This is a genomic window from Cupriavidus sp. YR651 (assembly GCF_900101625.1).
In the GTDB taxonomy this organism is placed as follows: domain Bacteria; phylum Pseudomonadota; class Gammaproteobacteria; order Burkholderiales; family Burkholderiaceae; genus Cupriavidus.
Genome location: NZ_FMYZ01000003.1, coordinates 576,923 through 590,830, shown reverse-complemented (window position 1 = coordinate 590,830; position 13,908 = coordinate 576,923). Strand labels below are relative to the sequence as shown.

The 13,908-nt window shown below is 66.7% G+C and carries 12 protein-coding genes; 7 read left to right on the top strand and 5 right to left on the bottom strand.

The window, feature by feature from the left end; genetic code table 11:
- Positions 1 to 1,026, bottom strand: a complete 1,026-nt coding sequence (locus tag BLR29_RS12395; protein ID WP_092137241.1) for an ABC transporter substrate-binding protein — start codon at positions 1,024 to 1,026, stop codon at positions 1 to 3.
- 42 nt (positions 1,027 to 1,068) lie between these two features.
- The gene (locus BLR29_RS12390) at positions 1,069 to 1,998 is read right to left on the bottom strand and encodes a TauD/TfdA dioxygenase family protein (RefSeq protein ID WP_092137240.1); all 930 of its coding nucleotides are present in this window, start codon (positions 1,996 to 1,998) and stop codon (positions 1,069 to 1,071) included.
- A 284-nt stretch (positions 1,999 to 2,282) separates the two neighbouring features.
- Between BLR29_RS12390 and BLR29_RS12385 the strand changes: the two genes are divergently transcribed.
- The 5 genes from BLR29_RS12385 (at position 2,283) to BLR29_RS12365 (ending at position 7,635) form a co-directional block, all read left to right on the top strand.
- A complete protein-coding gene (locus BLR29_RS12385) occupies positions 2,283 to 3,275 on the top strand; it encodes an aliphatic sulfonate ABC transporter substrate-binding protein (RefSeq protein ID WP_092137239.1) in 993 nt (330 codons plus the stop codon).
- Between the two features lie 147 nt (positions 3,276 to 3,422).
- Entirely contained in the window at positions 3,423 to 4,502 is a 1,080-nt protein-coding gene (gene pdhA, locus BLR29_RS12380; protein ID WP_092137238.1) for a pyruvate dehydrogenase (acetyl-transferring) E1 component subunit alpha, read from the top strand.
- A 31-nt stretch (positions 4,503 to 4,533) separates the two neighbouring features.
- On the top strand, positions 4,534 to 5,511 hold the full coding sequence (locus tag BLR29_RS12375; protein WP_092137237.1) for an alpha-ketoacid dehydrogenase subunit beta: 978 nt from the start codon (positions 4,534 to 4,536) through the stop codon (positions 5,509 to 5,511).
- Between the two features lie 68 nt (positions 5,512 to 5,579).
- Positions 5,580 to 6,707, top strand: a complete 1,128-nt coding sequence (locus BLR29_RS12370; protein ID WP_092137236.1) for a dihydrolipoamide acetyltransferase family protein — start codon at positions 5,580 to 5,582, stop codon at positions 6,705 to 6,707.
- Positions 6,708 to 6,981: 274 nt separating this feature from the next.
- On the top strand, positions 6,982 to 7,635 hold the full coding sequence (locus BLR29_RS12365; protein WP_092137235.1) for a peroxiredoxin: 654 nt from the start codon (positions 6,982 to 6,984) through the stop codon (positions 7,633 to 7,635).
- 495 nt (positions 7,636 to 8,130) lie between these two features.
- Here BLR29_RS12365 and BLR29_RS12360 read toward each other — a convergent pair whose 3' ends face one another.
- Positions 8,131 to 9,093 carry a chemotaxis protein gene (locus tag BLR29_RS12360; protein ID WP_092137234.1) on the bottom strand — a complete coding sequence of 321 codons (963 nt, stop codon included), beginning with the start codon at positions 9,091 to 9,093 and terminating at the stop codon, positions 8,131 to 8,133.
- A 466-nt stretch (positions 9,094 to 9,559) separates the two neighbouring features.
- Between BLR29_RS12360 and BLR29_RS12355 the strand changes: the two genes are divergently transcribed.
- Complete coding sequence (locus BLR29_RS12355; protein ID WP_092137233.1) at positions 9,560 to 10,942, top strand: NCS2 family permease; 1,383 nt, start codon at positions 9,560 to 9,562, stop codon at positions 10,940 to 10,942.
- Between the two features lie 802 nt (positions 10,943 to 11,744).
- Positions 11,745 to 12,062 (top strand): H-NS histone family protein, encoded by a 318-nt coding sequence (locus tag BLR29_RS12350; protein ID WP_092137232.1) that lies wholly within the window; start codon positions 11,745 to 11,747, stop codon positions 12,060 to 12,062.
- Between the two features lie 78 nt (positions 12,063 to 12,140).
- Here the strand turns inward: BLR29_RS12350 and BLR29_RS12345 are convergent, their stop codons facing one another.
- Complete coding sequence (locus BLR29_RS12345) at positions 12,141 to 12,707, bottom strand: hypothetical protein (protein WP_092137231.1); 567 nt, start codon at positions 12,705 to 12,707, stop codon at positions 12,141 to 12,143.
- Positions 12,708 to 12,946: 239 nt separating this feature from the next.
- Positions 12,947 to 13,888, bottom strand: coding sequence for a LysR family transcriptional regulator (locus tag BLR29_RS12340; RefSeq protein WP_092137230.1), 942 nt, complete (start codon positions 13,886 to 13,888; stop codon positions 12,947 to 12,949).
- Between the last annotated feature and the right edge of the window lie 20 nt (positions 13,889 to 13,908).

The following is a 13,908-nucleotide window of genomic DNA, read 5'->3' as shown; positions in this document are numbered from 1 at the left end:
TCAGCTCCCCTGCGCGGTGGCGGGGTCCTGGAAGAAGTAGTCCTGCCAGGACTTCGGCTGGTTCTTGATGGCACCCACGCGATGCATGAACGTCGCCAGCGGGTAGGTGTTCTGCGGCGTCACCTTGAACTGCACCTGCGGATTCTTCAGCACCTTGACCAGCAGCGCGCGGTCGATCCGGGCCTTGTTCACGCGGATGTAGAGGTCCGCCGCCGCTTCCGGATTCGCCGTGGCAAACGCCGCGGCCTCCGCCAGCGCATCGACGAAGGCGCGATACGTCCTGGGGTTTTCGTTCCGGAATTTCTCGGTTGCGTAAAGCACCGTGGCGGAGCTGGGTCCGCCCAGCACGTCATACGAATTCAGCACGATGCGCGCGTTGGCGTTGCCGGCCAGTTCCTGCTCCTGGAACGGCGGATTGCCGAAGTGGCCCGTGATTTCGGTGCCGCCGGCGATGATGGCGGCGGCGGCGTCCGGGTGCGGCACCGCCACGGTCCACTTGTCCAGGCGATTGAACTCCTTGTCGCCCCATTGCTTCGCGGCAGCCAGTTGCAGCACGCGCGACTGCACGGAAACGCCGACGGCAGGCAGCGCGATGCGATCCTTGTCGGTGAAGTCGGCAATGGTCTTCACATTGGGATTGTTGCTGACCAGGTAGTACGGGAAGTTGCCGAGCGACGCCACGCCCTTCACGTTCTGGCGGCCGTGGGTGCGATCCCACAGCGTCAGCAGCGGGCCCACGCCGGCACCGGCGATATCGATCGATCCCGACAACAACGCATCGTTGACGGCGGAGCCGCCGGACAATTGCGTCCATTCCACCTTGATGTCGACGCCCTGCTGCTTGCCGTGCTTTTCGATCAGCTGCTGGTCACGCGCCACGTTCAGCAGCAGATAGACCACGCCGAATTGCTCGGCGATGCGCAGCCGGCCTTCCGCATGGGCCGTGCCAGTCAGTGCAAGGCCAGCGGTCAGCAGCGCCACGGCGGCGCGACGAGCGAAGGTCGATGAGGACGAAAACAAGGACATGCGGTGGCTCCGGAATTGGGATGTCAGGTACGGCGATGCGGCTCAGAATGGCGCGTCGCCTTCAATGGTCGTGCGATACATCACGCGGCGCAGGTGGTCGGGCGTGCCGCCCGCCAGATGCAACAGCGAGCGGTTATCCCAGAACACGAGGTCGTGCGGCTGCCACTGGTGACGATAGACGTGCGCCGGCTTGACGCTGTGCGCAAAGAGTTCCGCCAGCAGGTCGCGGCTTTCGTCTTCGGGAATGCCGACGATGCGCGTCGTGAAATGCTCGCTCACGAACAGCGCCTTGCGGCCCGTCTCCGGGTGCGTGCGCACGACCGGTTGCAACACCGGCCGCACCTGCGCGATCTGTTCGGCCGTCAGATTTGGGCGCCACGGGCTGCGGCGCTGCAGCTCGGCATACCTGGCCAGGTAGGTGTGCTCGGCCTGGAGGCCCTCCACCCGGCGTTGCAAGCCGGCAGGCAATGTGTCCCACGCGGTGTGCATGTTGGCGAACAGCGTGTCGCCGCCTTCGGCTGGCAACTCGCGCGCATGGAGCAGCGAGCCGAGGCTCGGCTTTTCCTTGTACGAGAGATCCGAATGCCAGAAATGGCCGGCGTCGCCAAGGCCAATCGGCTTGCCATCCTCCAGCACGTTGGAGACGATCAGTATCTCGGGATGACCGGCCAGCTGGAACTGGTGCAGCACGTGGATTTGCAGCGGGCCAAAGCGGCGGCTGAATGCGACCTGCTGGTCGGGCGTGATGCGCTGGTCGCGGAATACCACCACGTGATAGTCGAGGTGCGCGCGATGGATGCGCTGGAAATCGTCGGCTGAGAGCGGCTTGCCGAGGTCCAGGCCGATGACCTCCGCGCCCAGCGCGGCATCGAGCGGACGGATATCGAAAGTCTGCGCGTCGGAAGGGTCGGAAGGAAACGCGGCGAGCGGAGGCGCGCTGGCGGCGCTGGCCGCCCGGGTGGCAATCGTCATGGCAAGGTCTCGGCTTGTGGGGGAGTCCCGCGGCGGCAAGGCAGTGCTCGCCGCGAGCACAAGCCTTGCACTGTAGAGAGGCCGCCGTGGTGCGACAACGAATGAAATCGTCGTCCGTTATACGTTCAGCGCATATCCGGCATCCGTGCACATGGAACATGGTCGTGGCACGGGCACCTGGGATTCCCGCCGGATTTCCGCATAAGCAAACGCGACTTCCTTCGTTCCCCCCGGCGGCGGCCTTCGCCTACGCTGGCGGACTGCTCCGAACGAAGGAAACGCCCATGTCGTCCCTGACTGATCCCAGCCGGCGCCGCGCCGTGGTGGCCGGCCTTGCCGGGCTCGCCAGCATCGGCGCTGGCGCCTTGCCGACCCTTGCCCGCGCCGCCCAGGCTTCCGATACGCCCGAGACGCTGCGGATCGGCTATCAGAAATCGTCGACGCTGATGATCTGGCTGAAATCGCGCCAGACGCTGGAAAAAGCGCTGGCACCGCTCGCGGTCAACGTGCAATGGCACGAGTTCACCTCCGGGCTGCCGCTGCTCGAATCGCTCAACGTGGGCAACCTCGACCTGACCGCCGATGTGGCTGACGCGGTGCCGCCGTTCGCGCTGGCCGCCGGCGCCAACCTGACGTACTACGCCATCGAGACCCCGTCGCCGACCGCGCAGGCCATCGTGGTCCGGCAGGATTCACCGATCCGCGGCGTGGCCCAGCTCAAGGGGCAGCGCGTGGCGTTTGCCAAGGGCGCGGGCGCGCACTACCTGCTGCTGGAAGCGCTGGCCGAGGCCGGCTTGTCGATGCGCGATATCGAGCCGGCCTACCTGACGCCGGCGGATGCGCGCGCCGCATTCGAGCGCGGCAGCGTGGCGGCATGGGTGATCTGGGACCCGTTCCTCGCGGCCGTGCAACGCCAGGCCAATGCGCGCATCCTGCGCGACGGCACGAAGCTGGCCAGCTACCGGCGCTTCTATCTGGCCGCCACGCCGTATGCGAAGCGCCGGCCCGATGTGCTGGCGCTGGTCTACGAGGAACTGCGCCGCGCGGGTGACTGGATCAAGCAGAACCCGGGGCCGGCCGCGGCGTGGCATGCGCCGCTGATCGGGCTCGATGCGGCAACCGTCGAAGCCGCCAACACGCGCCGTACGTACCAGGTGCAGGCGGTGGATGCGGCGTCCATCGGCGAGCAGCAGCGCATTGCCGATGCATTCACCGGCCAGGGCATCCTGCCGAAAAAGGTGACGGTGGCGTCGTCACCGGTCTGGAAGCCAGCCTGAACACCCCCGGCCCTCCCCGCGAGCGGGAGGGCCACCCGTGCGCCAGCGCACGCCCATTCCCCTGATCCGTGCCCTACACTCGAACACAGCAGCGTCCACAAGATGCTGCGCCGCACAGGACACAGCGAACCACAAGGGGACATCCACATGGGCACTGTTGCGCGCTTTGAAATCGGCTTTACGCAATATCTCTCTCCGCAGGGTACGCCTGCCTGCCCCGACCTCCCCGCCTTTGCCCGCGACCCGGCCGCCCTGCTGCCGCTGTATCGCGCCATGGTGCTGACCCGCCAGTTCGATCTCAAGGCCATCGCGATGCAGCGCACCGGTCAGATCGGCACGTTCGCGTCCGCGCTCGGGCAGGAAGCGATCGGCGTGGGCGTGGCGAGTGCGATGCACGTCGATGACGTGCTCGTCCCCTCCTACCGGGACCACGCCGCGCAGTTTGTGCGCGGCGTCACGATGACGGAAAGCCTGCTGTACTGGGGCGGCGACGAACGCGGCAGCGGATTTGCCGCGGTGCCGCAAGACTTCGGCAATTGCGTGCCGATCGGCACCCAGGTGGGCCATGCGGCCGGCGTGGCCTATGCGTTCAAGCTGCGCGGGCAGCCTCGCGTGGCCGTCAGCATCCTGGGCGATGGCGGCACCTCCACGGGCGATTTCTACGAGGGCATGAACATGGCCGGCGCGTGGCACGTGCCGCTGGTCATCGTCATCAACAACAACCAGTGGGCCATCTCCATGCCGCGCGGCAAGCAGACCGCGGCGCAGACGCTGGCGCAAAAGGCCATTGCCGCCGGCATTCCCGGCGAGCAGGTCGACGGCAACGACATCGTGGCAGTGCGGCATCGCGTCGGCGAGGCCATCGAGCGCGCCCGCGCGGGCGAGGGCCCCGCGCTGATCGAAGCGGTGACCTATCGCCTGGGCGATCACACCACGGCCGACGATGCGTCGCGCTACCGCGACGAGGCCATCGTCAAGGAAGCGTGGCGGCATGAACCCATCGCGCGCCTGCGCGACTACCTGGCCAGCCTCGGCGCATGGGACGCGGCACACGAGGAAGCGCTGATCAAGGAATGCCATCAAGCCGTGTCGGCCGCCGTGGAAGCCTATCTCGCATTGCCGCCGCCAGAACCGTCCGCCATGTTCGACTGCCTGTTCGAGACCCTGCCCGCCGCGATGGCGGACCAGCTCGACACCGCGCGGCGCTACAACACGCCGAATGCCTGACATCGTCCCCACCTGAATCGCGGAGCGCATCATGGCTGAACTCCATCTGGTCGAAGCCGTCAACCAGGCGCTGGCCCACGCACTGGCCAACGATCCCGACGTGGTCCTGCTGGGCGAGGACATCGGCGTCAACGGCGGCGTGTTCCGCGCCACCGTCGGGCTGCAGGCGCGCTTTGGCGAGGCGCGCGTCATCGATACGCCGCTGGCCGAGGGCGGCATCGTCGGCGCGGCCATCGGCATGGCGGCGATGGGCCTGAAGCCCGTGGCGGAAATCCAGTTCGCCGGCTTTATCCATCCCGCCATCGACAACATCCTCAACCATGCCGGTCATATGCGGCATCGCACGCGCGGGCGGCTGGGCTGTCCGATGGTGGTGCGCGCGCCCAGCGGCGCCGGCATTCACGCGCCAGAGCACCATTCGGAGAGCCCGGAAGCGATGCTCGCGCACATCCCCGGCATCCGCGTGGTGATGCCGTCCTCCCCCGCGCGCGCCTACGGACTGCTGCTGGCCGCGATCCGCGATCCGGACCCGGTGATCTTCCTGGAACCAACGCGGCTATACCGGCTGTTCCGGCAGGAGGTACCCGACGACGGCGAGGCCCTGCCGCTCGACGCGTGCTTCATGCTGCGCGACGGCGCCGATATCACGCTGGTCAGCTGGGGCGCGATGCTGCAGGAAACACTGGCCGCCGCCGACCAGCTGGCGGAGGAAGGCGTGGCCGCCGCGGTGATCGACGTGGCCACGCTCAAGCCGCTGGACATGGAGACCATCATCGAATCCGTGGCCCAGACGGGCCGCTGCGTGATCGTGCATGAGGCGCCACGCACCGCCGGGCTGGGTGCGGAAATCGCGGCCAACCTGGCCGACGCGGGGCTCTATTCGCTCAGCGCCCCCGTGCAGCGCGTGACCGGCTTCGACACCGTGGTGCCGCTGGCACGGCTGGAACATTGCTACCTGCCATCGGTGGCGCGCATCGTCGATGCCGCGCGGCGTGCGCTGGCCACGTAGCCGCACGGCCGCGTCACCGCGCAGGCACATCACTCGCCGACACCCGCCGATACCACGAGGAGACAACGATGAGGATCTTCAAGCTGCCCGACCTGGGCGAAGGCCTGCAGGAAGCCGAAATCGTGACCTGGCACGTCAAGGCCGGAGACACCGTGGCGGCGGATCAGCCGCTGCTGTCGGTGGAAACCGCGAAGGCGATCGTCGAGATCCCCTCGCCGTTCGGCGGCCAGGTGGCAAAGCTGTTTGCCCAGCCGGGCGATATCGTCCACCTGGGGGCGCCGCTTGTCGGCTTTGAAGGCGCCGGCAGCACGTCCGACGATGCGGGCACCGTGGTGGGCGCGGTCAAGGTCGGCACGCAGGTGGTGGCGGAAGCCGCGGCACCGGTGGGTCCCGGCGGCGCACACGGCATCAAGGCCACGCCGGCGGTACGGGCCCTGGCGCGCAAGCTGTCCGTCGACCTGGCGATGGTGACGCCATCCGGCACCGATGGCCTCATCACCGCCACGGATGTGCAGCGCGTGGCCACCACGCTGGCCGAGATCGGGCCTGCCGAGGTGGTGCGCGGCGTACGACGGGCGATGGCCCAGAACATGGCCCGCGCGCAGAGCGAAGTGGCCGCCGCCACGGTGATGGATGACGCGGACCTCCATGCGTGGCAATCGACCGGCGAATCCGGCATCGCCACGGACATCACGATCCGGCTCGTGCGCGCGCTGGTCGCCGGGGTTCATGCGGAACCGGGGCTCAACGCTTGGTACGAAGGCCAGACCGGCCGGCGGCACGTACTGGAGCGGATCGATGTGGGCATTGCGGCGGACCTGCCCGAAGGGCTGTTCGTGCCGGTGCTGCGCAACGTGGGCAAGCGCGTCGCGGCGGATCTGCGCGCGGGCCTGGACCGCATGCGCGCCGACATCATCGCGCGCACCATCGCGCCGGAGGAAATGCGCGGCAACACGATCACGCTGTCCAACTTCGGCATGATCGCGGGGCGCTACGCCGCCCCCATCGTGGTGCCACCCACGGTGGCGATCCTCGGCGCCGGACGCATCCGCGACGAAGTGGTGGCCGCGGGCGGCGTGCCGGCGGTGCATCGCGTCATGCCGCTGTCACTGACATTCGATCACCGGGTGGTGACGGGTGGCGAGGCCGCGCGATTCCTGCGTGCCGTGATCGCGGACCTGGAGCGCCCGGCCTGACAAGTGCCGAGTGACGCGCGCGACACCGGCGCGCCGTCGCAACGCGTGCGAGCGCACAGACGGGCCGCAAGGGAGACGGCAAAAAAGGAGGCTGGGGTGGCGGCTGGCGGTGGCGGCTGGGGTGGCAACTGAAAGGGGGGCGGCTTTTTTGTTCGCCGCTTCCTATACTGATCTCGCCCGGGCACGCCGGCAGCCAAACCACTCAGCCGTCGAAAGCCATCCACGCGACGACCCGGAAATCCACTGACCACCACCACGAGAAAGGAGCCCGACCATGGCAATTCGACTCGGCGAAGAAGCACCGGACTTCACCGCTGATACCACCGAAGGGAAGATCCAGTTTCACGAATGGATCGGCAACAGCTGGGCGATTCTGTTCTCTCACCCGAAGGACTTCACGCCGGTCTGCACGACCGAACTTGGCTACATGGCCAAGCTGAAGCCCGAGTTCGACAAACGAAACACCAAGATCATCGGCCTGTCGATCGACCCCGTCGACGATCACAAGCGTTGGGCCAAGGACATCGAGGAAACCCAGGGCACCGCGGTCAACTATCCGATGATCGGCGACGCCGACCTGAAGGTGGCCAAGCTTTACGACATGATCCACCCCGAGGCCAGCGGCGGTCCGCGCACGGCGGTCGACAACGCCACGATCCGCTCCGTGTTCATGATCGGCCCGGACAAGAAGGTCAAGGCGATGCTGGTCTATCCGATGAGCGCCGGCCGGAACTTCGACGAGGTGCTGCGCCTGCTGGATTCCCTGCAGCTCAACGCGAAGCACACCGTGGCCACGCCGGTTAACTGGAAACCCGGCGACGACGTGATCATCCCAACCTCGGTGTCGGACGACGACGCAAAGAAGAAGTATCCGCAAGGATTCAACACGCTGAAGCCCTACCTGCGCACGGTGGCGCAGCCGAAGTAGCCACGCTCGTTTGCATTGGCCGACGTCGGCCGGTGTCGGCCGGTGTCGGCCGGGGTCCGCCGCGATCAGGCCATCCTCACGAGGAACGAACCGGGGCCAATACGCGCCAGCCACACACCGGAAGCGAAGCGCGGGCAGACATCTCGATGCATGCCCGCGCTGCCGCATGAACTATCCACAGACTCAGTGGATAATCCCCCTCTTGACAACCCGCCATCCCGCGCCGGTATTGGCAGGAGCTGGACTGCCCGAATTTTGGGCAACCTGCGCGGACGGGGCTTTGCTTGCGTCGGCAAGCGATCTGTGCGTGCGGCGGGACCGCATCGGGCTACTGCATTTGAGGTAGCGGCGACACGCTGCCGCGCGCATTTGCATTGCAGCGACGACACCCCGGCCGTCGGGCCAGGGTGTAGACACGCTTGCGTGAGGAGGATGCCGTCGCGAGCGCCTCGTGACGGCAACTAGTGACGACTAGCGGCGGCTGGCGGCGGCGGTTTACGGATGTCGCGCCAGCACCCCGCGGATCGTCTCCGCCAGGTCCTTGGCGAGGAACTTCGACACATACGCATCGGCACCGACCTTGCGCACGTGCTCCTCGCTCGCCTCGCCCGACAGCGACGAGTGAATGACCACGGGCAGCGACTTCAGCCGCGCATCCGCCTTGATCTTGCGCGTCAGCGTGAAGCCATCCATCTCGGGCATTTCCAGGTCGGTCAGCACCAGCGCGATTTCGTCGCGCACGGTCTTGCCGTGGCTGGCCGCCTGGTCGGCGATGCTGCCGAGCATCTCCCAGGCCTCCTGCCCGGTCTTGGTCATGACCACCTGCACGCCCATCGCCTTCAGGCCGTTTTCGATCAGGCCACGCGCCAGCGCGGAATCGTCGGCGGCCAGCACCTTGGTGCCGGGGCGGAGGTTCAGCGCCGGACCCACGGTAGCCGGGTCGACATCCGGCTGGCGCGTGGGCAGCACGTCGCGCAGGATCTGCTCCACATCCAGCACCTGCACCAGGCGCGGATTGTCGCCGCCGACGTCAAGCTTGGCGATGCTGGTCACCAGCCCGCCCTTGACGCTGGTCTCGGCGGAGATCACCTGGCTCCAGTCCAGGCGCACGATCTCTTCCACCGCTTCCACCGCGAAGCCCTGTGTGGACCGCGCATATTCCGTGACCAGCATGATGTTCAGCCCGGACGTGGGCTTGCATTCCAGCAGGCGCGGCAGGTCGATGACGGGAATCACCTGGCCGCGAATGTCGGCCATGCCCAGGATGGACAACCCCGCGCCCACCACCGTCGTCACCGACGGCATGACCAGGATTTCCCGGACCTTGAATACGTTGATGCCGAACAGCTCGGACTGTCCGCTGTTTGCCGCGTCGCCAAGTCGGAACAACAACAGCTCGAACTGGTTGTTGTTGGTAAGGTTGGTGCGCTCGTCGATATCCCTCATCGCGCTGGTCATGCTGTGCTCCGCTGGCTGGCTGTGGTTGATGTGTACAGGTGTTGCCAAAGGTCTATCGGCGCCCCGGCCGCGACCTTTAGCCTGCCGGGCCCGGAGTGACCGATACCCGCCTTCGCACCGCAAGCCATGCGGCGCGTCCGCCGCCCGCAGCGCCACCGAGGGAAATCCCTGAGCCTTGCGGCGCACCGCAAACCCGTGGTTATTCGGGCAACGGCATATTCCGCATGCGGACGCCATGATGAAGTGCGTGCGCGAGTCCCCTACCTTTGAGCCTCGCCGGATCCCACCCGCCAGAGGTGGCCGACCGGCCCCGGCCACCGAGCCGGACACCGAGGAACGAGACACCCGCTGCCCAGACCCGATGCCCCCGGGACCTCTGCCCTCGCACCCAGAACCAAAGAGAGACAAGCTGACGCCCGATCCGTACGCGGACGTGCGCGGCGCCCCTGCATGGAGGCAGACCATCATGATCGAACAGCCGTATCCGTCCGTGACGGACGTCGAGACCGCAAGCGCCGGCAGCGACGGCAAAATCGACCAGTACTTTCAGATCAGCGCGCGCGGCAGCACGCAGCGTCGCGAAGTATTGGCCGGCATCACCACCTTCATGGCGATGGTCTACGCCGTGTTCGTCGTTCCGGGCATGCTCGGCAAGGCGGGCTTTGACACCAGCGCCGTCTTCGTGGCCGTCTGCCTGACCACGGCCTTCGGGTCGCTGCTCATGGGCCTGTGGGCCAAGCTGCCGATCGCCATCGGCTGCGCGATCTCGCTGACCGCGTTCATGGCCTTCGGCCTCGTGCTCGGCCAGCACCTGACCCCCGCGGTGGCACTTGGCGCCGTCTTCCTGATGGGCATTGTGTTTACGGCCATCTCGGTCACCGGCGTGCGCTCCTGGATCCTGCGCAACCTGCCCGCCGGCGTGGCGCACGGCGCCGGTATCGGCATCGGCCTGTTCCTGTTGCTCATCGCATCGAACGAAGTCGGCCTGGTGGTCAAGAACCCCGGCGCCGGACTGCCCGTTGCGCTGGGCAAGATCACCGCATTCCCGGTGCTGATGTCGATCCTGGGCCTGGCCGCGATCTTCGGCCTGGAACGGCGCCGCGTGCCGGGCGGCATCCTGCTGGTGATCATCGCCATCTCCGCGCTGGGCCTGGCCTTCGACCCCGCCGTGAAATTCACTGGCGTGTTCGCGCTGCCGTCGCTGTCCACACCGGGGCACGCCTCGCTGATCGGCGCCATGGATATCCGCGGCGCGCTCTCCGCCGCCGTGCTGCCCAGCGTGCTGGCGCTGGTGATGACCGCCGTGTTCGACGCCACCGGCACCATCCGCGCTGTCGCCGGGCAGGCCAACCAGCTTGACGCCACCGGCCGCATCCATAACGGTGGCCGCGCGCTGACGGCGGACTCGGTCAGCTCGATCTTCTCCGCCGTGTTCGGTGGTGCCCCGGCTGCCGCCTATATCGAATCGACGGTGGGCGTGGCCGCCGGCGCGCGTACCGGCCTCGCTGCCGTCACCGTTGGCCTGCTGTTCCTCGCCGTGATGTTCTTCTCGCCGCTGGCGGGACTGGTGCCGTCGTATGCCACCGCCCCCGCGCTGATGTACGTGGGCCTGCTGATGTTGTCGAGCGTGAGCCGCCTGCACATGGACGACCTCGTCGATGCAATGGCCGGCCTGGTCTGCGCGGTGTTCATCGTGCTGACCTGCAATATCGTCACCGGGATCATGCTGGGCTTCTGCACGCTGGTCATCGGTCGCATAGTCTCCGGCGAATGGCGCAAGCTCAATGTCGGCACCGTGGCCATCGCCGTGGCACTGGCCGCCTTCTATGCAGGTGGCTGGGCCATCTGACGACGCTGTCTCCTCCACCTGGGACACCGGTGGATTTCTCAGCCCCCGGGGACTTTCCCCCCGGGGGCTTTTTTTATTTTCCGCCGGATGCCAGTCATGGCCGCGCCGCTAACCGCTGCATCCGTGGATGCGCTCCCGACAGGGCAATAAGGTCTTGAAATCCTTGCCCCGATATCCACGGCGAGTCCGGGGCCGTCTTATCGATATTGCCGCCGCCTGCCAGCGATTCGCGCGCCAGCATATCCCCTCGAATTCCCGCGCCCGAATCCCCGCCCTCCGAATTCCCGCACCCCGAATCCCGGAATCCCCAATCCTCGTATTGGCGGTTTTTCACTACGGCTACAGCCCGGTAAATTCCGCACATTACCGATTTCACCCCGGTAAAGACCCCGGCTCCGGACCGGGCCGGCAACATGACAAAAATATCATCGCTGACAAAATATGCGCGCCGCATTCGCATTCGTGAATAGGCGGACGCAGGCGACTGCCAGCCGCGCGGAGATGCCATCGAGAAAATTCCAGGAATCCGCCGATTGCGCGCAGGCGGATTTACAAAAAACTGAGTGGCTATATTGCCTCCTTTTGGATAGGATTCGGATCGGCGGTATCCCGATGGCCACCCGGGCAAAAGCGATGACGTTTAGAACAAGGCTGTGTGCAACCCGATAGCCATCGAACGGAATGCATGCCGGTTCGCGTTTAAATCGTGCATTTCCGGTGATTTTTTGTAATATTTTTCTTATGCAGACGCGTTGCGTGGTCTTGTAACATGCTGCAAACAAACACTGAACGGGGATTCAAAATGCCGACTTACAAGCAACTGCTGGCTGAAAAAGAAGCACTGGAAGCCAAGCTCAGCGAAGTCCGCGCCAATGAAGTGGCCGGCGTGATCGATCAAATTCGCCAGTTGATGGCTGACTACGATCTGACTGTCGACGATATCGCACCGAAACGCCGCCGGGGCCGCCCCGCCGGCAGCAGTGTCGCCGCGGCGCGCAAGACTTCGTCGCTGCCCCCGAAATACATGGATCCGAAGTCCGGCAAGACGTGGTCTGGCCGTGGCCGCGCACCGGCCTGGCTCGGCAAGCGCCCCGAGCGCTTCCTGATCCAGCCCGAGTAATTCCCGCCGACCTGCCTGCCCGGGCCAGTCGTCCTGACTGGCCCAACACCCTCTGCCCCAATGCGCTGAACCCGCCGTTCAGAGCGCCTCGCAGACATATTCCTTGCGCAATGCCCGAAAGCCCTGCTGGCTGGGTTCCTGCACGACAGCGGCCCCGCCGTCCGGCTGCGGTTGCAGCCGCAGCACGCGCGCCGAGCACTGGCTGGCCGACTCATTGCGCGTATAGCGGATCTCGTACTGTCCGCCCGCCTGCGGGATGAACGACACGCCCGCCGCGCAACGCAACTCCTCCGCCGGGGGCGCGGCCGTCGAGGTCACCGCGACATAAAGCCGCTTGCCGATGCCCACCTTGCGCTCGCGCGTCCGCGACGCAGGCTCCGGCGAGCTGCCGGCCATGGCCAGCTGGGTGTCCCGTCCCATCGCCGCCAGGTGCTTGCCCATCCCGGCCAGGACGAGGGAGCGCGGAGGCGTCGGACACGCGGCGGGGTCCACGACGCTGAACGTCGTGTTGTCGTCCGTCGTGGTCATCAGCCGCACGCTGGCATAGGGCGCGTCGCTGGGGACGCGGTACCGCGCCACGCAACCGGACAGGCCCGCGACACACATCAGGACAAGCGGTACCGCGACAAGCCGGATCTTGCGCATAGGAAGCACGAAGCAGACCGTTGGACGAGGTTGATGACACAGCATACCGGTGCCGGTCACCGTCCGGGGTGGGGTGGACCACGTTGAGGATATCCACAGGTTCTGTGGATATCCTGCCGTGTCGAACCGCCAGGCCCCAGTCTGTGCGGTAACGCACCGGACTGCACAAGAATTAAGCAACCGGTCAGATCATTCCGACGGACCTTCGCCCGCCTGCCGCATGGAATAGCTACTGTAGGTCAGGATCGTGCGGCACCCAAGTCCGCATCCGGCCACGCGGCCCACGGCGGATCTTCGCCCCAGCGCTCGGCCAGGAAATCGACGAATGCGCGCACGCGCGGCGGCACCAGCCGGCGCTGTGGCATGACGGCGTAGATGCCGCTGTCCGCGATCGGATAGTCGGGCAACACCCGCACCAGCCGACCCGCGCGCAGATCCTCGCCAACGTGCCAGACCGAATGCATGGCAATGCCGAAGCCGGCGATGGCCGCATCCGTCAGCAGCTCGCCCGTGTTGGCCTCCACACGCCCACGCACGCGCACGGCGATCTCCCCGCCTGCGCCATCGCCGAGGCGCCAGACATCGGCTCGCCCCTGGCTGCCGACCAGCACCAGGCATTGGTGGCGAGCCAGGTCGTGCGGGGTCTCCGGCCAGCCATGCTGCCGCAGGTATTCGGGCGAGGCGCACAACAATCGACGGTTGTCCGCGAGCTTGCGCGCGACCAGCGTGGAATCCGCCAGCGAGCCGATGCGGATGGCCAGGTCGAAGCCGCTGCTGACCAGGTCGAGGACATGGTCGTTCAGGTTGATGCTCAGATTGACCCCGGGGTGCGCACGCAGAAAGTCCGGCAGCAGCGGCGAGACATACTGCCGCCCGAACGACGCCGACGTCGTCACCCGCAGCGTCCCGGTGATGCCGGTGCCGGCCTGGCGCAACGATCCCGACAAGGCCTCGAGGTCCTCCACCAAGACGCGGCCCTGCTCGGCCAGCACGGCCCCTTCGGGCGTGGCATGCAGGCGGCGCGTGGTCCGGTGCAGCAGCCGGACGCCCAGGTCGCGCTCCAGCCGTTGCAGGCGCTGGCTGGCCACCGCCACGGACAAGTCCAGGCTACGCGCGGCCGCGCTGATCGATCCCAGGTCCAGCACCCGCAGGAACAGGCCGATATCGCCGATACGGTCCATGATTCTCAAGATTCCGTTGA

Excerpts from the sequence above, each read along its gene's own strand:
- BLR29_RS12395 (WP_092137241.1), bottom strand. The coding sequence starts at position 1,026 with ATGTCCTTGTTTTCGTCCTCATCGACCTTCGCTCGTCGCGCCGCCGTG.
- BLR29_RS12390 (WP_092137240.1), bottom strand. The coding sequence starts at position 1,998 with ATGACGATTGCCACCCGGGCGGCCAGCGCCGCCAGCGCGCCTCCGCTC.
- BLR29_RS12385 (WP_092137239.1), top strand. The coding sequence starts at position 2,283 with ATGTCGTCCCTGACTGATCCCAGCCGGCGCCGCGCCGTGGTGGCCGGC.
- pdhA (WP_092137238.1), top strand. The coding sequence starts at position 3,423 with ATGGGCACTGTTGCGCGCTTTGAAATCGGCTTTACGCAATATCTCTCT.
- BLR29_RS12375 (WP_092137237.1), top strand. The coding sequence starts at position 4,534 with ATGGCTGAACTCCATCTGGTCGAAGCCGTCAACCAGGCGCTGGCCCAC.
- BLR29_RS12370 (WP_092137236.1), top strand. The coding sequence starts at position 5,580 with ATGAGGATCTTCAAGCTGCCCGACCTGGGCGAAGGCCTGCAGGAAGCC.
- BLR29_RS12365 (WP_092137235.1), top strand. The coding sequence starts at position 6,982 with ATGGCAATTCGACTCGGCGAAGAAGCACCGGACTTCACCGCTGATACC.
- BLR29_RS12360 (WP_092137234.1), bottom strand. The coding sequence starts at position 9,093 with ATGACCAGCGCGATGAGGGATATCGACGAGCGCACCAACCTTACCAAC.
- BLR29_RS12355 (WP_092137233.1), top strand. The coding sequence starts at position 9,560 with ATGATCGAACAGCCGTATCCGTCCGTGACGGACGTCGAGACCGCAAGC.
- BLR29_RS12350 (WP_092137232.1), top strand. The coding sequence starts at position 11,745 with ATGCCGACTTACAAGCAACTGCTGGCTGAAAAAGAAGCACTGGAAGCC.
- BLR29_RS12345 (WP_092137231.1), bottom strand. The coding sequence starts at position 12,707 with ATGCGCAAGATCCGGCTTGTCGCGGTACCGCTTGTCCTGATGTGTGTC.
- BLR29_RS12340 (WP_092137230.1), bottom strand. The coding sequence starts at position 13,888 with ATGGACCGTATCGGCGATATCGGCCTGTTCCTGCGGGTGCTGGACCTG.